Genomic DNA, 19,594 nt, shown 5'->3' on the forward strand with positions numbered 1-19,594 from the left:
CAGTCGCGCCCAGGTGCGCTCCTACGTGTAACAACCCGATGGGCCGTCTGCATGCCTGCTCATCAACAACTTGATATCGGCATCGGCCTCAACGAATCACCAGCACCGGGATCGTGCTGTGCGTGAGCACTTCCACGGTCTGGCTGCCGAGCAGCATGCGGCGCACGCCACGTCGCCCGTGCGAGGTCATGATGATGAGATCGCTTCTGCATTCTTCTGCGATCTGCACGATGCCCTCGGCGGCGAAACGGTCCAGCACATGCCGCGAGGTCGCCTTGATGTTTGCAGCTATCGCCAGCTCCAGTGCAGGACGCAGAATCTTTTCGGCAGCGGCTTCGCGCTCATTACGATATTCCGGGCTCGCCTCGTAGCCCACGCTCCAGCCCATCGCGTCGTACATGCCCATCGCCCACGGCTCGGACACGGTGACGATGTCGACCTTGGCACCGGTCGCCTTGGCTAATTCCAGCCCCTGAAACAAGCCGCGATGCGACAGCTCGGATGCATCGATGGCGATGAGAATACGTTTGTACATGGTGACCTCCTGCAAGGGTGGCAGTGCTGCCAAAGGGTAGTGCCGGACTCACGGTGACAGGCGCTGGTGGTGGCTGCCTTGATGTGGATCAATGCTGCAATTGCTGGTGTGGCGACTCATGATGTTTTTGCTACTACGTGCAACGCATGCAAGATAGATCACATCGCACGCAACGCGTCTTTCACTGCGCTCAGTCCGTCGCTACGGCATCCGGATCAGGCCGCATCTCGCGCACGCGCGCCGGATTGCCCACTGCCGTCGCACCCGCGGGGACATCGCGGGTGACCACCGCGCCTGCGCCGATCAACGCATCGTCGCCAATGCTCACGCCCGGCAGGATGATCGCCCCGCCGCCAATCCATACGTTGCGCCCGATGCAGATCGGGCGTCCAAATTCCAGACCGCTGGCACGGCCGGCCGCATCGCGCGGATGATCGGCAGCGTAAAGCTGGACGCCAGGGCCGATCTGCGTTCCATCGCCAATGCTGACTTCGCAGATATCCAAAATCACGCAATTGAAGTTGAGGAACACACCCGCACCCAGACGGATGTTGTACCCGTAGTCGCAATGAAACGGCGCACGGATCACCGCGCCCGCGCCCACGTCCGCCAACCGCTCGCGCAAGAGCGCGTGCCGCTGCTCAGCCGTCTGCAGGGCAGCGGCGTTGTAACGCACCATCCACTCAGCAGCGGCCGCCTGATCGGCCTGCAGCGCTTCATCGGCAGCGTTGTACAGCTCGCCTGCGAGCATTTTCTGTTTTTCGGTGCGCATCGGGCCGTGTGTCTTCATGCGGTCGGTTCGACCGCAGCGTGTCACGAATGCTGTGGCCAATGCATCGGGCAGCGCACAACGGCGCGATACGGTGCTGGAACGGCCTGGACACGAAGATGACGCTCTGTCACCGCGACCCACCCTCATCCGGAACTGCGCGCCACACCTGCCTGCAGGAAGAGGAGAAAGCGCGCCATCGCCCAACTAAATCACCGTCAGATTCGCGTACGCCATCACCAACCATTTGGCGCCGACCTCGTCGAACTGCACCTGCACGCGCGCATGCGCACCGTTGCCTTCGTAATCGACGACCACGCCGCCGCCGAAGGTGGGGTGCTCGACGTTGGCGCCGAGTTTGATCGGCGCGGTCTCCACGATTCCGTGCACCGGGCCGCCACGCGCTGCGCCCAACGAGGCGGTGCGCGAGACCTGCACTTTGGGGCGCACTTCGTTCAACAGCTCGCGCGGGATTTCGCGCAAGAACCGCGACGGCACGTTGTAATTGTCCTGGCCGTGGATGCGGCGCGATTCGGCGTAGCACAGCACCAGCTTCTGCCGTGCGCGAGTGATGCCTACATACGCCAGACGCCGTTCTTCCTCCAACCGGCCGCTTTCTTCCAGCGACCGCGCACTCGGAAACAAGCCATCTTCCAGGCCGACCAGAAACACGATCGGAAACTCCAGACCCTTGGCCGAATGCAGCGTCATCAACTGCACGCCTTCTTCGCCGGCCTGCGCCTGGCCTTCGCCGGCTTCCAGCGAGGCATACGCCAGAAACGCAACCAGCTCGGTCATGCCCTGGCTGTCTTCGTCGTCCGGCCGGGTGAAGCGCGAGGCCACCGACACCAGTTCGTCCAGGTTCTCGGTGCGCGATTCCGAATCCAGCCCGCTGCGGCTTTCCTTGGCCCAATGCTCGCGCAGGCCCGAGCGCATCAGCACGTGGTCGATGCGTTCGGCCAGTTCCATCTCGCCGGTTTCGGCATGCAACTGGCCGACCAGGCTCAGGAAGGTCGCCAAGGCATTGCGCGCACGCGCGGCCAGGCTGTTTTCCTGCGTGGCCAGCATTGCCGCTTCCCACAACGACAATGCATTGGCGCGTGCCAGCCGGCGCACTTCGTCCAGCGTGCGGTCGCCGATGCCGCGCGTGGGCGTATTGACCGCGCGTTCGAAGGCAGCATCGTCGCTGCGGTTGGTGAGCAGGCGCAGGTAAGCCAGCGCATCCTTGATTTCGGCGCGCTCGAAAAAGCGCATGCCGCCATACACGCGGTACGGCAATTGCTCGGAAATCAGCGCTTCTTCCAGCGCGCGCGATTGCGCATTACTGCGATACAGCACCGCCACTTCGCCGTAGCTGCCGCCATCGCGCACCCACTGGCGCGCGCGCTCCACCGCATAGCGCGCCTCGTCCACTTCGTTATAGGCCGCGTACAGATCGATCGGGTCGCCATCGCCGGAATCGGTCCACAGCTGCTTGCCGATGCGGTCCGGGTTATGCGCGATCACCGCATTGGCCGCGCCCAGGATATTGGCGCTGGAACGGTAGTTCTGCTCCAGCCGCACCGTCTGCGCGCCGGGGAAATCCTTCAAGAACCGCTGCACGTTCTCGACCTTGGCACCGCGCCAGCCATAGATGGCCTGATCGTCGTCGCCGACCACAAACACATGCCCGGTCTCGCCGGCCAGCACGCGCACGAAGGCGTACTGGATGGCGTTGGTGTCCTGGAACTCGTCCACCAGAATTTCGCGAAAGCGTGCGCGGTAATGCGCAAGCAATGCCGGGGTGTCGCGCAGCAGTTCGTGCGCGCGCAGCAGCAACTCGGCGAAATCCAGCAGCCCGGAGCGATCGCAACGTTCCTGATAGGCCGCATACACCTGCCGGCGCACCTCGGTCCAATCGTCGTTGGGCTCGGGCTGGATATGCTGCGGACGGCGGCCTTCGTCCTTCTGCTCGTTGATCCACCAGCTCATCTGCTTGGGCGGATACTTGCTCTCGTCCAGCTCCAGCGACTGCACCACGCGCTTGACCAGCCGCAGCTGGTCGTCGCTGTCCATGACCTGGAAGCCTTCAGGCAGCCGCGCGTCCTGCCAATGCAGGCGCAATAGCCGATGCGCCAGCCCATGGAAGGTGCCGATCCACATCCCGCGGCTGCCGTTACGCAGCTGCAGGTCGGTGCGGTGACGCATCTCGCCGGCGGCCTTGTTGGTGAAGGTCACCGCAAAGATGCCGTGGTTGGGCACGCCCTGGACTTCGTTGAGCCAGGCAATGCGATGGATCAGCACGCGCGTCTTGCCGGAGCCGGCGCCGGCCAGCACGAGGTAATGCCCCGGCGGCGCGGAAACGGCCTCGCGCTGGGCGGGGTTTAAATGATCGAGCAAATGAGAGACATCCACCGGCGCATTTTACCGGTTGTGGCGTCGCTGCGGCTGAGATTGCGATGAAGCGGTTTGGGATTGCTGCCCCCATCCGCCCTTCGGGCACCTTCCCCCGCAGGCGGGAGAAGGCAGGATGCTGGCTTCTCTGCCGCCTGCCAGAGAAGCTTGGGACGTTGATTCCTCTGCGGCCTGCCTGAGAAGGCAGGATGTTGGTTGCTCTGATGCCTGCCTGAGAAGCGAGGACGTTGGTTGCTCTGCGGCCTGCCTGGGAAGCTAGGACGTCGATTGCTCTGACGCCTACCTGAGAAGCTTAGGACGTCGATTGCTCTGACGCCTACCTGAGAAGCCAGGACGTTGATTGCTCTGACGCCTACCTGAGAAGCTAGGACGTTGATTCCTCTGACACCGGCAAGATGAAGGCAGCAGGTTGATTGTTTTCCCGCCTACAAGAGATCAGGCAGTGCTCGCCATGGCAGAGCCCCTCTCCCGGCTGCGGGGCGAGAAGGCACGGCTTGCGCGCCGCGGGCGCGCGTGCCTTGGAGCGCCCGCGCCGCAAGCGCGGGCCAGGGCGCGGAGCCGGAGCCGGAGCCGGTGTTGGGGTGAGGGCACCAAGCGCAGCCACGACGCTTTGCGGGTCACCCGAGGCTTCGCTCGCACGCTCGTCCGGCGCTATGCGTCGCCTTCGCCCCTCGAAGAGGCCAATGTCGCGGCCGGAGAAGGCGGCCAAGCTCCCTTTTCCGGTCCCGACACGCCTATCGGCGCTCCAGCTGCACCAACACATCCCGCGCAATCGCCGCTGCCTGTTCGCGCAACTCCGGCACTGCCAGGCTTTCCCACAACGAACCGATCCGCAGACTGCCAATCACCCGCAGCCGCGGGTTGGCGCGCCCGTCGGCATCGAGCAGGCTGCCGTCGGCGGCGGTGTCCACGCCGATCCCATGCGGGCCGGCCGTCGCAATGCCCTGCCCCAGCAACTGCTGCAACAACGGGTTACGCATCGCCTGTACGCGCATTTCAACGCCCGTGGCATTGACCAGCGTCTGCACATCCAGCTGCAACGCATGCCCGGCACTGGCGGCGCCGGCACTCACACGCACGCATGCACCTACCTCGAAGGCCACATCCAGCCGTGCACGATGCAACTGCAGTTGCCCACGCGCCTGCATCGCCTGCAACTGCGCATGCACAGGCGCGGCAATGCGATGCCGATGCACATCCCAGTAGCGCACCACATGCCGCAGGAAACGGCGTTGATCGGCCACCGACAAGGTTTGCCACAAGGCCTGACTCAATGGTCGGATGCGTTCCATCACGCTCTGCCACGGCAGCCCCTGTGCCAGCGCCGCGCGCGCGTGCTGGCGCAACGCGCGCATGCGTGCGCGCAAGGACAAGGCAAGCAATGGTTGTGGATCGAAGTCGGCGGCAGCGCCATGCGCATGCGGCAAGGGCAGCAGACCATGCCGCGACACCACATGCACCGCGCCGCGGTGGGCCTGCGCAGCCAGCGTCACAACGGTGTCGGCCATGCTCAGCCCCGAGCCGACGATGCACACGGCGGCGTCTTGCGGTAGTGCGGCCACCGCCTCGGTATCCCAGGCTTCCACCCGTTGCGCCGCTGACAGGCCGGTGGCACCACGCAACGGCAACGGGCGCAGCGCATTACCGACCGCCAGCACCACGGCGGTGGCCTGCATGGTGTGTCCGTCGTCCAGCTGCAACAGTGCGCCGTCTGCGTTGGGCTGCAGGGTCTGCACGCGTGCGGTGTGCACGCGCAAGGTCGCAGGACTGGTTGCACGCGCAGCCTGCAGGCGCTCGCGCAGGTACGGGGCGTAATGCTTGCGCCCAACATACTGTTGCGGCAGCTGCGCGTCGCCCAGCTCCGGGCAGCATGCGTGCATGCGCAGGTAGTCGACAAAATCCTGCGGCGCATCGGCCAGCGCGCTCATGCGCGCGGCAGGCACGTTCAATAGATGCTCGGGCCGCGCAGTGGAATAGGCCACGCCTTCGCCCAGCACCGGGTGCGGCTCGATCAACACGATCTGCAGCGGCGTGGTCGCCTGATGCAGCAGCTGCAATGCCACCAGCACGCCGGAAGCGCCGCCTCCGACGATGGCGATCGCTGCAACGCCGGGATCACGCAATGTGTTCATTGCCGCATTGTAGGCGATGGCTGCACCGGACCCTTCAGTCACCGCACCACTCGCTGCGAAGGCGCGTCGCCGCTGCCGCACGGGTGGGAGAGGTTGGCATGCGTCCTGACATCAGAAGCACGTACGATCAGCCGCGCACGCTCGGTAAACGCCGCGGGAGGCCCACAGGATGTCCATCGCACTGGTCAGGCTCATCATCTATGTCCGCGACGTCGCTGCGGCCAAGGTGTTCTACCAGACCCACTTCGCGCTTCCCGTCATCGAGGAGATCGCCGATCAGTGGGTCGTCCTGGCGGCGGGCCAGATTGAACTGGCGTTGCACCTGATGGGCGATAGTTACCGACAGCAGCCGTCATCGCCCGCATCCGACGCGGCACCGGCGGCAGGCTCGACCACCAAGCTGGTGTTCGCCATCACCTCCGATCTGGCCGCCCATCGCGAGCAACTGCGCAGCGCAGGCGTGCGTGTGGATGAACTCAAACGCTATGCGGGCTTCGCTTACCAGATGTACGACGGCCGCGACCCGGAGGGAAACGTGTTCCAGGTGATGCGCCCGGACTGAGCGCAGGCCACTACATCAATGCATCCGCCAGCCGCGCGATGCCCTCGCGACTGCGTCGCCAGGCCGGGCGCCGCCGCCACTGTTGCAGATCCAGCTGACGCGCGTTGGCCAGATAGTCCTGTTCGATCGCGCGCAACCGCTGCACCACGCCGGTGTCGTAGCACACCATGCCGATCTCGGCGTTGAGCGCGAACGAGCGGATATCCAGATTGATCGAGCCCACCAGCGCGATGTTTTCATCCATGCTCAGGTGCTTGGCATGCAGGAAGTGCGGCCGGTACAGCGCAATCTTCACCCCACAGCGCAGCAGCTCGTCGAAATACGCTTCCTGTGCCCACGCCGCCAGACGCTGATTGTTGCGCTCGGACAGGATCAGCTGCACATCCACGCCCGAGACCGCGGCGATGCGCAAGGCGCTCAGCAAGGCCTCGTCCGGCACGAAGTATGGCGTCACCAGTACCACTTTTCGTCGCGCCAGATGGATCACCGCATTGATCGCATCGCGCGCGTTCTCGAAGGGATACGCCGGCCCGCTAGGCAGTAACTGGGTGGCGATATTGGCCTCGCAGACCGGCGCATCCGGCCAGACATCCAGGCGTTGCCCGGTTTCGGTGAACCAGTCGCTGGCGAACACCGCTTCCAGATGATTGACCACCGGCCCGCGCACGCGCGCCACCAGCTCGCGATTGGGCACGCCGTCGATGAAGCCGGCGTCGGCCAGATTCTGCGAGCCGACAAAGCCCACCTGGTTGTCGATCACCGCAATCTTGCGGTGATTGCGCAGATCCATGCGCCCGCTGCGGCGCCAGCGCAACCCGCCGGGTAGCACCGCCAGCACCTCGATGCCGTCGGCCTGCAGCCGCTTGCGATAGCGCCGCAGGCCGCGCTTGGCGCCCACCGCATCGAGCAGCACGCGGCAGCGCACGCCGCGCGCGCTTGCCCGCTGCAGCGCTGCCACCACCGCATCGCCCACCGCATCGTCGAACATCAGGTAATACAGCAGATGCACGCGCTTTTCGGCCGCATCGATCGCGACGATCAACGCCTGCAGCGAGTACGCGTAGTCGTCGAGCAATTCCACCGCATTGCCCAACGTGGGCATGAAGTCGCCCTGCCGTTCGATCAGCGGCACCACCTCGGCGCTGCTGGTATCGGGCGGCGGCGTCCAGCGCAGTGCATGCAACGGCAGCTGCTGTTCGCGGATCACCTGCGAGGCGGTAGCCTGCCGCTCCACGCGCAGCCGCGACAACCACGGGTGGCCGAGCAACAGATACAGCGGCAGGCCGACCACCGGCACAAAGCCGATCAGCAGCAACCAGCTGCGCGCCGCGCCAGGCGTGGTGCGGGTGGGAATCCATAGCAGCGCGGCCAGGCGGATCACCCAGTCCAGCGCCAACAGCCAGGTCCCTTGCAACCAGTCGGGCAGCATCAGCGCTCCGTTCTCATGAGGAAGCCGATTCTGACCCGGCCGCGTGTAAACGCAACGACGCGGTCCCCACCGGTTGGATGCAATGGCGAAAGGGGCCGGCATCTGCCGCTGCCGGATGCACGCGCTCGGCGCACACCTGCCGCAGTGTCTGCACGAAGGCGGTCTGCGCGCGCGTGGGGTGCCAGTCGCTGCGCGTGGTCATGCCGATCTGCCGACGCAAGCGCGGCCCGGCGCTGCCGATCTCGCGCAGCAGGCCGGCGCGGCGCTCGAACAGGAACTGGTCGCGCGACATCAGGGTCAACCAATCGTCTTCCAGCAACAGGCCGCGCACGGTCAGCTCGGCGCCGCATTCGATGCGCAACGGCGGCGGCTCCAACTGCCGATCGCGGAACATACGTTCCCAGCGCTCGCGCACCGGCGTGCCCGCAGCGGCCATCACCCACGGGTAGTCGAGCAGCTGCGCGAACGCATACGCCGTTCCGGCCAACGGGTGCCCGCTACGCGCCACGATCACCGGCTCGTCGTCGAACAGCGGCTCCTGCAGTACGTCGCGCACCGGCAAGGGCTCGCGCAGCGCACCGATCAACAGATCCAGTTCGCCATCGCGCAGATGCGCCAGCAATTCGGCATACGGCCCTTCGACCACGTTGACGCTGGCACCGGGATGCGCGCGCACAAACCGCGCCAGCACCTGCGGCAGCAGGATCGCCCGCGCCAACGGCATCACCCCCAGCGTGAGCCGGCCGGCGTGCTGCGAGCGCAGCGCAGCCACTTCGTCCAGCCCGGCGCGCAGCTCGGCCAGCGCCAGGCGCACCTGCCGCAACAGCCGCTCCGCCACCGGCGTGGGCTGCATTGCCTTGCCGCGGCGCATGGTCAGCGGCACCTCGATCACATCGGCCAGCGCCTGCACCGCGCGGTAGACCGCCGGCTGCGACACGCCCAGCTGCACCCCCGCCAGCGAATAGCTGCCCGCCACATCCACCGCCACCAGCGCCTGCAGCTGGCCCAACGACACCCGTCGCTCCAGACCGGGGCGCGCCGGCAGCCGCAGCGCACGCCGCGCCACCAGGATGCCCCGGCCCAGATGCGCCAAGGCGCGCTCGATTCGCGGTACCACCAGCTGGGTGGCCTCGGTGGCGGCCATGCCGCCGGGCTGACGCTCGAACAGCCGCACGCCCAGTTGTTGTTCCAGGCGCGCCACCGCCTGGGTCAAGGCCGGCTGCGACAGATTCACCTGCGGCGCGGCCGCGCTGATGCTGCCCAGCCGGTGCACCACGACCAGGGCATACAGATGACGCAGGTTCGGCTCGGGCATCGGCGGCATGCTCTAACTATAAGCAAAATCAATACGCATACCTCAAATGAATCTTGAGCTGATTGACTCTCGCCGCTCAGACTCGGCGCAGTACTAACGAGGATGGATGGATGAGCCAGGTCGTCACCCAGGTTGCACGCACCCCGATCGCCCTCGTTGACGGGCTGGCACAAGCCGGCGTGGCCACCGTGCACGAGGCGCAGGGGCGCAGCGGCCTGCTGCATCACCGCCTGCGCCCGATCTACGCCGGCTGCCGTGTTGCCGGCACTGCGGTCACGGTGTCGATTCCGCCCGGCGACAATTGGATGATGCATGTGGCCATCGAGCAACTGCAGCTCGGCGACGTGCTGGTGGTGGCGCCGACCAGCGACTGCTGCGACGGCTATTTCGGCGACCTGCTCGCCACCTCGGCGCAGGCGCGCGGCTGCCGCGGGCTGATCATCGATGCCGGCGTGCGCGACGTGCGCGATCTCACTGCCATGCAGTTCCCCGCCTGGAGCCGTGCCATCTGCGCGCAAGGCACCATCAAGGAGACGCTGGGCTCGGTCAACGTGCCGCTGGTCTGCGCCGGTGCGCTGGTGCAGCCGGGCGATGTGGTGGTGGCCGACGACGACGGTGTCTGCGTGGTGCCGCGCGCCACTGCTGCGCAGGTGCTGGCCGAAGCGCAGGCACGCGAAGCGCGCGAGCTGATCAAACGCGACCGTCTTGCCAGCGGCGAACTGGGCCTGGACATCTACGCCATGCGCGAACGCCTGGCGGCCAAAGGCCTGCGCTATGTCTGAGCACGTACGCGCGATGTGGATGCGCGGCGGCACCTCCAAGGGCGGCTTTTTTCTGGCCGACGAGTTGCCCGGCGATCGCGCCACACGCGATGCCTTGCTGCTGCGCGCCTACGGTTCGCCGGATCTGCGCCAGATCGACGGCATGGGCGGCGCCGACCCGCTCACCTCTAAGGTGGCGGTGGTGTCGCGCTCCACACGCGCCGATGCCGATGTGGACTATTTGTTTTTGCAGGTGGCAGTCGAACAGGCGCAGGTCAGCGATGCGCAGAACTGCGGCAACATGCTGGCCGGCGTGGCGCCCTTCGCGCTGGAGCGCGGCCTGCTGCCCACGCACGATGGGCAGACCGACGTACGCATCTTCATGCGCAACACCGGCACCCTGGCAACGGCCACCGTGCGCACGCCCGGCGGCCGGGTCACGTATGCGGGCGACGCGCGCATCGACGGCGTGCCGGGCACTGCCGCACCCATTGCGTTGGCATTCGCCGAGATCGCAGGTTCCTCCTGCGGCGCGCTGTTGCCCACCGGGCGCGCCGTGGACACGCTCGATGGCGTGGCGGTGACGCTGATCGACAACGGCATGCCGTGCGTGGTGCTGCGCGCCAACGACGTCGGGATCAGCGGCTATGAAGACCGTGCCACGCTGGATGCGGATGACGCACTCAAAGCGCGGCTGGAATCCATTCGCCTGCAGGCCGGCCCCTTGATGCAGTTGGGCGATGTCAGTGCAGCGACAGTGCCGAAGATGATGCTGGTGGCCGCACCGCGCAACGGTGGCGCAATCAGCGTGCGTTCGTTTATCCCGCACCGCTGCCATGCGTCGATCGGCGTGCTCGGCGCTGTCACCGTCGCCACCGCCTGCCTGCTGCTGGAGTCACCCGCGCACGCGCTGGCGCAGCTGCCCGGCGGCAGCATCCAGCAGGTGGACGTGGAGCACCCCAGCGGCATGACCGGCTGCGTCATCGAACGCGATGCACATGGCGCGGTGGTGCACGCCGCGGTGGTCAGGACGGCACGTAAGTTATTCGATGGGGTGTTGTTTGGGTAAGCACTGCCAGTTTCGCGCTGTGTTGCCAGCGCCAGGCTGGTTTGAGCAGAGGGATTGTGGCGTGCGCACTGCACTTGTCCGATCGTCGATGCGCTGCACAGTGTCGTCTGCGTCGTCATGCGAGAGCGTGTGCTTGTGCCATTGCGGATCGAACATCGGCGCAACGTCCCGTTGCGTATCTGCAACGCCTTGCCGGCCAGGAATATGCCAGGCAGGTGCGTGGCAAATGGGGAGCAGCATCTCATGCAGCGGATCGAGTGCCGGTCGCGCCCGGGTGCGCTCCTACGTGGTGGGCGCGTCGGGCGGCCTGGGGTGCAGCTTGAAGCAGGAAACGATGCACCTGCAGTGGCATGCACGTACTGATGCAGTGCCGTCGGTTCGCCGCGCACCGCGAGAAACGCATTCCGGAGATGCCCTGGTGGATGGCGATCGCGATGGCACACCCGCTCAGCGACTGCGTGCGACTGGCGGCTGGGCAGACGCGGACGCAGCAGTGGCCGCTGTCACACGCTGCACGCCTTCACCCGAACACGTCCGACGGATCCGACCAGTACTTCAACGAGCATCGCCATGATCATCGACTGCCACGGCCATTACACCACCGCACCCGCTGCACACGATGCGTTTCGCAAGGCGCAGATTGCGCATTACACCGACGCAAACCTGCCGGCACCGGTGTATCCGCACATTTCCGATGACCAACTGCGCGACAGCATCGAGCAGCATCAATTGCGCCTGCTGCGCGAGCGCGGTGCGGACATGACGATTTTTTCGCCACGTGCCAGCACCATGGCGCACCACATCGGCGACGAAGCCGTGAGCCAGGTCTGGACGCGGCATTGCAATGACCTCATCGGCCGCGTGGTGCAGCTGTATCCGCACACCTTTATCGGCGTGTGCCAGCTGCCGCAGTCGCCGGGTGTGTCGATCGCGCACTCGATCCAGGAGCTGGACCGTTGTGTCACCGAGCTCGGGTTTGTCGGCTGCAATCTCAATCCAGACCCATCCGGTGGCCACTGGACCGGCCTGCCGTTGACCGATCGCGCCTGGTACCCGTTCTTCGAAAAAATGGTCGAGCTGGATGTGCCGGCGATGGTGCACGTGTCGGGCAGTTGCAACGCCAATTTCCACGCCACCGGCGCGCACTACCTCAATGCCGATACCACCGCCTTTATGCAGTTTCTGGAAGGCGACCTGTTCGCCGATTTTCCGCAGCTGCGCTTCATCATCCCGCACGGCGGTGGCGCCGTTCCGTATCACTGGGGTCGCTTCCGCGGCCTGGCCGACATGTTGGGCAAACCGCCGTTATCCACGCACGTGATGCGCAACGTGTTCTTCGACACCTGCGTGTATCACCAACCCGGGATCGACCTGCTGTTCGAGGTGATCGACATCGACAACATTCTGTTCGGCTCGGAAATGGTCGGCGCGGTGCGTGGCATCGACCCTCAGACAGGGCAGTATTTCGACGACACCAAACGCTATATCGATGCACTGGCAATCTCCGATGCAGACAAGCGCAAGGTCTTCGAAGGCAATGCACGGCGCGTGTATCCACGCCTGGACGCGCAATTGCGCGCACGTGGGCTATAGCTCTTCCTTCTCCCAGCGGGAGAAGATGCCCCGACGGGGCGGATGAGGGGGCGCCTCAGAGAGTGGTCACCGCCTGCGATATCAAACGCGTCGCCACGCGCCTTCAGCAATGAAACGCCAACTGCTTCGCCCTTCACCCTCTGCCGCAGGGAGAAACGAATGCAGCCAGCCAAGCTGCATCGCAAGTTTTGCACGGCGCTACACAATCCCGTGCATCAACGTGTGCCGATCAAACGCACTAACGCGCTGCGGCAGTCCCGACGTCGCGATCGATTCCCCAAACGCAAACACCCGCCTTTCGGCGGGTGTTTGCTTGGATACAGATCATGTAATCGGTGGATTACTTGATCTTGCCTTCCTTGTACATCACGTGCTTACGCACGACGGGGTCGTATTTCATCATTTCCATCTTCCCCGGAGTGTTTTTCTTGTTCTTATCCGTGGTGTAGAAGTGGCCGGTAGCGGCCGAGGAAATCATACGAATCTTGTCACGCTTGCCTTTTGCCATGACTGCTTACTCCTCAGACCTTTTCGCCGCGCGCACGCAGCTCTTTCAGAACGGCATCAATCCCGTTCTTGTCGATGGTGCGCAATGCATGCGCGGAGACACGGAGCTTCACCCAGCGGTTTTCGCTGGCGACCCAGAAACGGCGCTCGTGCAGGTTAGGCAGGAAGCGACGACGGGTTCTGTTGTTTGCGTGGGAGACGTTGTTACCCGTCTGCACACGCTTGCCGGACACTTGGCATACGCGGGACATTACGCACCTCGATAAATGAATTGCCACCCATAGCCTGGGGAGCGGCGGCCCCGACAGCATCAAGCTGCCACGCAACGTTGGGAATCAAGAACTTACGCTGGGAACGAGCCGGCAACCCCATCGCGCTGGGTGCCGCCATCCGGAGCGATCCGGGCACAGCGAGCCGCGCATTATGCACGGCAATTCCTTGTATCGCAAGCACTTACGGCGAGCCCGCTGACGCGGGCAACGCCGTTACCCGCGCGTGAGCAGGCGTCGATCAGCCGCCCCCGGCATGCGCCATTGCAGTGACCTGGCGTAACTCCGCCAGGGCTGCATGCGCCACCTGCCAGGCCGAGCGCAGGAACAGCAGCAGCAACGCCACCGCGATCACCAGGTCGGGCCAACCGCTGCCGAACGCCCACACCGCCGCACTGGCCGCCAGCACCGCAATGCCCTCGTAGACATCGTTGCGCGAGCAGGCCCAGGCCGACGCCAGATTGATGTCGCCGTTGCGGTACGGCCACAGCAGGCGCAGGCTTGCCAGATTGGCGGCAAAGTTCAGCGCCGCCACCACGCCCATGCTCTGGAACAACGGCAGCTGCGGGTGAGCCAGTTTCCAGCCGATCTCCGCCGCCACCGCCAGTGCTGCCAGCAGGATCAACCCGGCCTTGAGCAAGGCCACCCGCGCCTTGGCCGCCAGGCTGGCGCCCACCACCGCCAGGCTCAGTGCGTACGTGAGCGCATCGCCCAGATTATCCAGGCTGCCGGACAACAGCGAGGCGGCGCCACTGTGCAGCGCACCTGCCAGCATCAGCGCAAAGGCGCCGACATTGATCGCCAACACCCACCAAAGCACGCGCCGCTGACGGGCCTGCATCGCTGCCACATCCAGTGTCTTGCCACAGCCGCAACAGGACTTGCTCATGCGCCGTCTCCGCGTGGCGTTGCCGCGACAACAGCTCTGGATCGCCCCGATCGCTCCCGATGCAGCCACCGATACAACACCGGCAACACCAGCAAAGTGAGCAAGGTGGACGAGACGATGCCGCCGATCACCACTGTCGCCAGCGGACGCTGCACCTCTGCACCGGCGCCGACGTTGAAAGCCATCGGCACGAAGCCCAGCGCGGCGACCAATGCGGTCATCAACACCGGCCGCAGGCGCGACAATGCGCCTTCGCGCAGGGCCTGCTCCAACGGCATGCCGTCGGCGCGCAAGCCACGGATGAAGGCGATCATTACCAGGCCGTTGAGCACCGCCACGCCGGACAACGCGATGAAGCCGACACCGGCCGAGATCGACAACGCCAACCCACGCATGGCCAATGCCACCACGCCACCGGTCAGCGCCAACGGCACGCCGCTGAACACCACCACAGCATCGCGCAACGAACCGAACGACCAGTACAACAGCGCGAAGATCAGCAACAAGGTGCCCGGCACCACCCAGGCCAGGCGCTGACCTGCAGAGATGAGTTGCTCGAAGGTGCCGCCGTAGCCGATCCAGTAACCAGTGGGCAAGGCGACCTCCGCCTGCACACGCTGCTGCACCTCCGCCACGAAACCGCCCAGATCGCGGTCGCGCACGTTGGCGGTGATGACGATGCGGCGCTTGCCGTCTTCGCGATTGATCTGGTTCGGGCCAAGCACGGTCTCGATCTTGGCGACCTCACGTAGCGGCACGGTGGTCGGCTCGCCGCTGCGCCAGCCGGCCGCGCGGCTGGATTCGTCGGCATCGCCACGCTCGCCATCGCCGCGCAGCGGGATCGGCAGATCCGCCAAGGCGGCCGGGTCCTGACGCAAGCCCTCCGGCAGCCGTACCACGATGTCGAAACGACGGTCGCCTTCGAACAATTGCCCGGCCTCCTGCCCGCCCACCGCAGCGGCCACGGTGTCCTGCACCACACCGGGATTGAGTCCGTAGCCAGCCAGTGCAGCGCGATCGGGCACCACCGCCAGCATCGGCAGGCCGGTGGCCTGTTCCAGGCTGACGTCGGCTGCGCCGGGCACGCTGCTGGCGATCTCCTGCACGCGCTGCCCCACTTTCACCAGCGTGGCCAGATCGTCGCCGTAGACCTTGATCGCCACATCCGCACGCACGCCGGAAATCAGCTCGTTCATGCGCATCTGGATCGGCTGGGTGAACTCGTAATTGTTGCCCGGCAGTTGTTTCACCGCCGCTTCGATCTCGGCCACCAACTGCGCCTTGGGCTTGCGCGGGTCCGGCCATTGCGCACGCGGATGCATGATCAAGAACGTGTCGGCCACCGATGGCGGCATCGGGTCGGTGGCCACTTCGGCGGTGCCGAGCTTGCCGAACACATGCGCCACTTCCGGAAATTGCTTGATGCGTTTTTCCAGGGTGGATTGCATGGTGATGGCTTGTTCCAGACTGGTGCCGGGAATGCGCAATGCATGCAGGGCGACATCGCCTTCATCCAGATTGGGGATGAATTCGCTGCCCAACCGTGTGGATAGCACCGCACACAGCGCCACCGTGACCAGCGCCGCAATGCCGACCCAGCGCCCGTGCCGCAGCGCGCGATCCAGCAAGGGCGCATACACACCGCGCGCCCAGCGCATTGCGCGGTTTTCATGCTCGGCCACCTTGCCGCCGAGCAGCAAGGCGATCGCCGCCGGCACGAAGGTCAGCGACAACACCATCGCACCACTCAGCGCCAGCACCACGGTGATGGCCATCGGGTGGAACATCTTGCCTTCGATGCCGGTGAGCGCGAACACCGGCAGATACACCGCGGTGATGATGCCCAGGCCGAACAGGCTGGGACGGATCACCTCGGCGGTGGCCTCGGCGGTGAGTGCGAAGCGTTCGTCGCGATCGAGCACACGTCCAAGTCGCAGTTGCGCTTCGCCGAAGCGGCGCAGGCAGTTCTCCACGATGATCACCGCACCATCGACGATCAAGCCGAAATCCAGCGCGCCCAGGCTCATCAGATTGCCGGACACGCCGCCGCGCACCATGCCGGTGAGCGTGAACAACATCGCCAACGGAATCACCGCCGCGGTGATCAACGCCGCGCGCACATTGCCCATCAGCAGGAACAACACCACGACCACCAGCAAGGCGCCTTCGATCAGGTTCTTGGCGACGGTGACGATGGTGCGGTCGACCAACGCGGTGCGGTCGTACACCGGTACCGCCTGCACACCGGCCGGCAAGCTGGCGTTGGCCACTTTCAGGCGCTCGGCAGCGGCTTGCGACACGGTGCGGCTATTGGCACCGACCAGCATGAACACCGTGCCGAGCACCACTTCGGTGCCGTCCTGCGTAGCGGCCCCGGTGCGTAACTCGCGGCCTTCGCCGACCTGCGCCACATCGCGCACCCGGATCGGCACGCCTTCGCGGCGATCCAGCACGATTGCGCCGATCTGCGCGATGTCATCCACCTGCCCCGGTACGCGCACCAGAAACTGTTGCCCGTTGCGTTCGATATAACCGGCACCGATATTGCGATTATTCGCCTCTACCGCCTGCGCCACGTCATCCAGCGTAAAGCCCAACGCGACCAGGCGCGCAGGATCGGGCGTGATATGGATCTGCCGCGCGTAGCCGCCGATGGTGTTGACCTCGGTGACGCCGGGCACATTGCGCAACTGCGGCCGCACCACCCAATCCTGCAGGGTGCGCAGATCGGTCGCCGTCCACGCCGTGCCATCGGGTTTGCGCGCGTTAGGCTTGGCCTCCACGGTGTACATGAAGATCTCGCCCAGGCCGGTGGCGATCGGCCCCAGTTGCGGCTCAAGCTCGGCCGGCAACTGCGATTTGACCTGCTGCAAACGCTCGGCCACCTGCTGCCGCGCAAAGTACAGATCGGTGCCATCGGCAAACACGGCGGTCACCTGCGACAAGCCATAGCGCGACAGCGAGCGCGTCGACTCCAGGCCCGGCAATCCCGCCAGCACCGTCTCCAACGGAAACGTCACCCGCTGCTCCGACTCCAGCGGCGAATACCCCGGTGCTGCAGTATTGACCTGCACCTGCACATTGGTGATGTCCGGCGTGGCATCGATCGGCAACCGCGAAAAACTCCACGCCCCGATCGCGATCAACACTCCCGTCAACGCCAGCATCAACCAGCGCTGTGCGATCGCAAACCGAATGATGTTGGTCAGCATGACACGCCCCTCCGTGCATTCCTGGCACCGCACTGCGCCGCGCGCCACCCTCGTGGTGCCACCGACCGACAGCGCGGCCTCCCTATCGCGGTGCGACGCAGCACGCCAAACAAACGCCCATCCGCACGCCAGCACCAAGGCTGGTGCTGGTGCTGGTGCTGGTGCTGTTGCTGGTGCTGGTGCTGGTGCTGGTGCTGTTGCTGGTGCTGGTGCTGGTGCTGGTGCTGGTGCTGTTGCTGTTGCTGTTGCTGTTGCTGTTGCTGGTGCTGGTGCTGGTGCTGTTGCTGGTGCTGTTGCTGTTGCTGGTGCTGGTGCTGGTGCTGTTGCTGGTGCTGTTTGCGTTTGGGCCCCCATACCGCAGCGGCAAGGCCGGCAGATACAACCCGCAGGGCGTCGCGCAGGGGTGCGCGACGTTTTTGTAAGGGACATGGATGTCCCTTACAAAAATTTCTGCCGGACTTGCGGACCCGCAGCGCCGCAGGCGCGGAGGGCGCGAGGACGGGGTGTGCTTTCTTTTGGTTACTTTGGTCAGCCTGCGGCTGCCGTAAAGCGCTTCTTGCACAAGCAACGAAAAGTAACTCGCGCCCGACAGGGCGTGAAAGCCTTCGCTCTAACCTGAAAGGGCGCGAAAGCCTTGAATCTGGCATGCATCCGCGTCTCCGACACACGCTCCCACTCGACGACGCAATGCCGCCCACCGCAACGCGATCAATGATCATGCGATGCCCCCGACTTCTCGATGTCGGCCTTCACCAGATAACTCTGCTCCACCACCACCGTGTCGCCCGGCGACACGCCCGCGACCAGCTCCACCTGCTGCGCGTCGCGCGCGCCCAACGTCACCGGCCGCGCCTCGTACACATCGCCCACGCGCACGAACACCACATTCCAGTCGCGAAACTGCTGCAACGCTCCCACCGGCACCACCATCGCTGCCGGCTGCTGCGCGACCGTCACCCTCGCCTTCACTGCCGAGCCTGGTCGCCATGAGCCATCGGTATTTCGCAACACCGCGCGCGCCACCGTGCTCTGGCTGGCCGTGGCCGTGCCCGGCAACACGCGCTCCAGGACGGTTTGTGCAACCACGCCATCGCTGATGCGCGTCACCGTCACCGGCGCGCCGGCGGCGATATGCCCGGCGTCGGCGCCGAAGATGTGCAGATCCACCCACAGGCTCGACAGATCCGCGATCTCGAACAGCGATTGGCCCTCACCCGCGTTGCTGCCCAGGCTGGCGTTACGCGCCAGCACGGTGCCGCTGATCGGCGCGGTGACCGAGTAGGTGGTCAGGCTGAGATTGCTCTCCACCGTGGCCAGCACCTGGCCCGCACGCACCTGATCGCCGACGTTGACGCGCAGGCTGCGCACAGGCCCGGGAAAGCGCGCGGTCGCCTGCGCCTGCGCACCTTCTGCCGGCGTCAGCAGGCCTTGCACTTCGTGCTGATCGGCGATGCTACCGGCACCCACCGGAGCCATGCGGATACCGGCGTCCTGCGCAATCTTGGCGGCGATCGTGGTGCGGCCTTCGTAGCTGGAATAGGTCCAGCGATGGGTCTTGCCCTGCACGCTGGCGCGCACTTCCACATCGAACGAATGCGGCTCGCCTACTTCGCTGACGGCCAGCAGACTTCCGTCGGCCTGCGCACGCAGCGGATAGGTGTCGACCTTGCCCCCCAACCGCGTGGTCTTGACCTCCACGCTGCCGGCGCTGGCCGGCACTGGTTTGCCATCGCGATACAGCCAGGCCTGGAACGTCGGCGGGCGGCCATCTTCGGCAATCGCAAGCTCCACGCTGTCGCCGTCCTGGCTGAGCAGCCGGCCGCCGTGTTTGCCTTTGGCCTCGTCGGCGTGCTCGCCACCGCCGCCCTCTTCGGCATGGCCAGCCTCGCTGCCTGCATGGCCGTGTGCGTCTTCATCGGCGCGGCCGCAACCGCCGAGCAACAGCGCCAGCAGCAGCGGCGCAAAAATGTATGGCGTCATCGAACGAGATCCTTTGGAATGCCGGCGCACTGCGCCGAGCGGTGCAGCGAGTGAGATGCGGCACGGCGTGCGCTGCGGCTGCGTGCACGTAGCACTGCCCGCGTGAAGTGCGCCGAGTGATGCAGCGAGTGAGGCGCGGCGCGGCGTGCGCGGCGGCTCCGTGTACTTAACAGTGCCC

At 65.5% G+C, this 19,594-nt stretch carries 16 protein-coding genes; 5 read left to right on the forward strand and 11 right to left on the reverse strand.

The features are described from left to right. Positions 1 to 88 precede the first annotated feature (88 nt). From ACZZ0O_RS04435 to ACZZ0O_RS04450, 4 genes are all read right to left on the reverse strand, one after another. Positions 89 to 535, reverse strand: coding sequence for a universal stress protein (locus ACZZ0O_RS04435; RefSeq protein WP_055850174.1), 447 nt, complete (start codon positions 533 to 535; stop codon positions 89 to 91). Between the two features lie 190 nt (positions 536 to 725). Continuing rightward, positions 726 to 1,307 (reverse strand): sugar O-acetyltransferase, encoded by a 582-nt coding sequence (locus ACZZ0O_RS04440; protein ID WP_463592545.1) that lies wholly within the window; start codon positions 1,305 to 1,307, stop codon positions 726 to 728. Positions 1,308 to 1,511: 204 nt separating this feature from the next. After that, positions 1,512 to 3,698, reverse strand: a complete 2,187-nt coding sequence (gene uvrD / locus ACZZ0O_RS04445; protein WP_463592326.1) for a DNA helicase II — start codon at positions 3,696 to 3,698, stop codon at positions 1,512 to 1,514. A 734-nt stretch (positions 3,699 to 4,432) separates the two neighbouring features. Beyond that, entirely contained in the window at positions 4,433 to 5,830 is a 1,398-nt protein-coding gene (locus ACZZ0O_RS04450; RefSeq protein WP_463592327.1) for an FAD/NAD(P)-binding protein, read from the reverse strand. 169 nt (positions 5,831 to 5,999) lie between these two features. On the opposite strand from ACZZ0O_RS04450, the gene ACZZ0O_RS04455 reads away from it, so the two are divergent. Continuing rightward, on the forward strand, positions 6,000 to 6,392 hold the full coding sequence (locus ACZZ0O_RS04455; RefSeq protein ID WP_463592328.1) for a VOC family protein: 393 nt from the start codon (positions 6,000 to 6,002) through the stop codon (positions 6,390 to 6,392). Between the two features lie 10 nt (positions 6,393 to 6,402). On the opposite strand, the gene cls is transcribed toward ACZZ0O_RS04455, so the two are convergent. Together cls and ACZZ0O_RS04465 are read right to left on the reverse strand one after the other, a co-directional pair. Next, a complete protein-coding gene (cls, locus tag ACZZ0O_RS04460) occupies positions 6,403 to 7,821 on the reverse strand; it encodes a cardiolipin synthase (protein ID WP_323518709.1) in 1,419 nt (472 codons plus the stop codon). A gap of 13 nt (positions 7,822 to 7,834) precedes the next feature. Then, complete coding sequence (locus tag ACZZ0O_RS04465; RefSeq protein ID WP_463592329.1) at positions 7,835 to 9,145, reverse strand: LysR family transcriptional regulator; 1,311 nt, start codon at positions 9,143 to 9,145, stop codon at positions 7,835 to 7,837. Between the two features lie 101 nt (positions 9,146 to 9,246). Here ACZZ0O_RS04465 and ACZZ0O_RS04470 point away from each other — a divergent pair, with 101 nt between their 5' ends. The 3 genes from ACZZ0O_RS04470 (at position 9,247) to ACZZ0O_RS04480 (ending at position 12,559) form a co-directional block, all read left to right on the forward strand. After that, entirely contained in the window at positions 9,247 to 9,918 is a 672-nt protein-coding gene (locus tag ACZZ0O_RS04470; protein ID WP_463592330.1) for a 4-carboxy-4-hydroxy-2-oxoadipate aldolase/oxaloacetate decarboxylase, read from the forward strand. Beyond that, positions 9,911 to 10,966 carry a 4-oxalomesaconate tautomerase gene (locus tag ACZZ0O_RS04475; protein ID WP_463592331.1) on the forward strand — a complete coding sequence of 352 codons (1,056 nt, stop codon included), beginning with the start codon at positions 9,911 to 9,913 and terminating at the stop codon, positions 10,964 to 10,966. Before ACZZ0O_RS04470 ends, ACZZ0O_RS04475 begins: the two co-directional genes overlap by 8 nt. Before the next feature lie 570 nt (positions 10,967 to 11,536). Beyond that, entirely contained in the window at positions 11,537 to 12,559 is a 1,023-nt protein-coding gene (locus ACZZ0O_RS04480; protein WP_463592332.1) for an amidohydrolase family protein, read from the forward strand. Between the two features lie 340 nt (positions 12,560 to 12,899). Here the strand turns inward: ACZZ0O_RS04480 and rpmG are convergent, their stop codons facing one another. The 4 genes from rpmG to ACZZ0O_RS04500 all read right to left on the reverse strand — a co-directional run bounded on the left by rpmG (position 12,900) and on the right by ACZZ0O_RS04500 (position 17,436). Then, positions 12,900 to 13,067, reverse strand: a complete 168-nt coding sequence (gene rpmG / locus ACZZ0O_RS04485; protein ID WP_002809462.1) for a 50S ribosomal protein L33 — start codon at positions 13,065 to 13,067, stop codon at positions 12,900 to 12,902. A gap of 13 nt (positions 13,068 to 13,080) precedes the next feature. Then, the gene (rpmB, locus tag ACZZ0O_RS04490) at positions 13,081 to 13,317 is read right to left on the reverse strand and encodes a 50S ribosomal protein L28 (RefSeq protein WP_002809459.1); all 237 of its coding nucleotides are present in this window, start codon (positions 13,315 to 13,317) and stop codon (positions 13,081 to 13,083) included. A 259-nt stretch (positions 13,318 to 13,576) separates the two neighbouring features. Then, entirely contained in the window at positions 13,577 to 14,224 is a 648-nt protein-coding gene (locus ACZZ0O_RS04495) for a cation diffusion facilitator family transporter (RefSeq protein ID WP_463592333.1), read from the reverse strand. Continuing rightward, positions 14,221 to 17,436 (reverse strand): efflux RND transporter permease subunit, encoded by a 3,216-nt coding sequence (locus ACZZ0O_RS04500; RefSeq protein ID WP_463602865.1) that lies wholly within the window; start codon positions 17,434 to 17,436, stop codon positions 14,221 to 14,223. The genes ACZZ0O_RS04495 and ACZZ0O_RS04500 overlap by 4 nt, the downstream gene beginning before the upstream one ends. Before the next feature lie 143 nt (positions 17,437 to 17,579). Here ACZZ0O_RS04500 and ACZZ0O_RS04505 point away from each other — a divergent pair, with 143 nt between their 5' ends. Then, positions 17,580 to 17,858 carry a hypothetical protein gene (locus ACZZ0O_RS04505; protein ID WP_463592564.1) on the forward strand — a complete coding sequence of 93 codons (279 nt, stop codon included), beginning with the start codon at positions 17,580 to 17,582 and terminating at the stop codon, positions 17,856 to 17,858. A gap of 286 nt (positions 17,859 to 18,144) precedes the next feature. Here ACZZ0O_RS04505 and ACZZ0O_RS04510 read toward each other — a convergent pair whose 3' ends face one another. After that, complete coding sequence (locus tag ACZZ0O_RS04510) at positions 18,145 to 19,416, reverse strand: efflux RND transporter periplasmic adaptor subunit (RefSeq protein WP_463592334.1); 1,272 nt, start codon at positions 19,414 to 19,416, stop codon at positions 18,145 to 18,147. Positions 19,417 to 19,594 lie beyond the last annotated feature (178 nt).

The sequence above is a fragment of the Xanthomonas sp. AC360 genome (assembly GCF_979258225.1).

Coding starts and splice junctions, on each gene's coding strand:
- ACZZ0O_RS04435 (WP_055850174.1), bottom strand. CDS start 535: ATGTACAAACGTATTCTCATCGCCATCGATGCATCCGAGCTGTCGCAT.
- ACZZ0O_RS04440 (WP_463592545.1), bottom strand. CDS start 1,307: ATGCGCACCGAAAAACAGAAAATGCTCGCAGGCGAGCTGTACAACGCT.
- ACZZ0O_RS04450 (WP_463592327.1), bottom strand. CDS start 5,830: ATGAACACATTGCGTGATCCCGGCGTTGCAGCGATCGCCATCGTCGGA.
- ACZZ0O_RS04455 (WP_463592328.1), top strand. CDS start 6,000: ATGTCCATCGCACTGGTCAGGCTCATCATCTATGTCCGCGACGTCGCT.
- cls (WP_323518709.1), bottom strand. CDS start 7,821: ATGCTGCCCGACTGGTTGCAAGGGACCTGGCTGTTGGCGCTGGACTGG.
- ACZZ0O_RS04465 (WP_463592329.1), bottom strand. CDS start 9,145: ATGCCGCCGATGCCCGAGCCGAACCTGCGTCATCTGTATGCCCTGGTC.
- ACZZ0O_RS04470 (WP_463592330.1), top strand. CDS start 9,247: ATGAGCCAGGTCGTCACCCAGGTTGCACGCACCCCGATCGCCCTCGTT.
- ACZZ0O_RS04475 (WP_463592331.1), top strand. CDS start 9,911: ATGTCTGAGCACGTACGCGCGATGTGGATGCGCGGCGGCACCTCCAAG.
- ACZZ0O_RS04480 (WP_463592332.1), top strand. CDS start 11,537: ATGATCATCGACTGCCACGGCCATTACACCACCGCACCCGCTGCACAC.
- rpmG (WP_002809462.1), bottom strand. CDS start 13,067: ATGGCAAAAGGCAAGCGTGACAAGATTCGTATGATTTCCTCGGCCGCT.
- rpmB (WP_002809459.1), bottom strand. CDS start 13,317: ATGTCCCGCGTATGCCAAGTGTCCGGCAAGCGTGTGCAGACGGGTAAC.
- ACZZ0O_RS04495 (WP_463592333.1), bottom strand. CDS start 14,224: ATGAGCAAGTCCTGTTGCGGCTGTGGCAAGACACTGGATGTGGCAGCG.
- ACZZ0O_RS04500 (WP_463602865.1), bottom strand. CDS start 17,436: ATGCTGACCAACATCATTCGGTTTGCGATCGCACAGCGCTGGTTGATG.
- ACZZ0O_RS04510 (WP_463592334.1), bottom strand. CDS start 19,416: ATGACGCCATACATTTTTGCGCCGCTGCTGCTGGCGCTGTTGCTCGGC.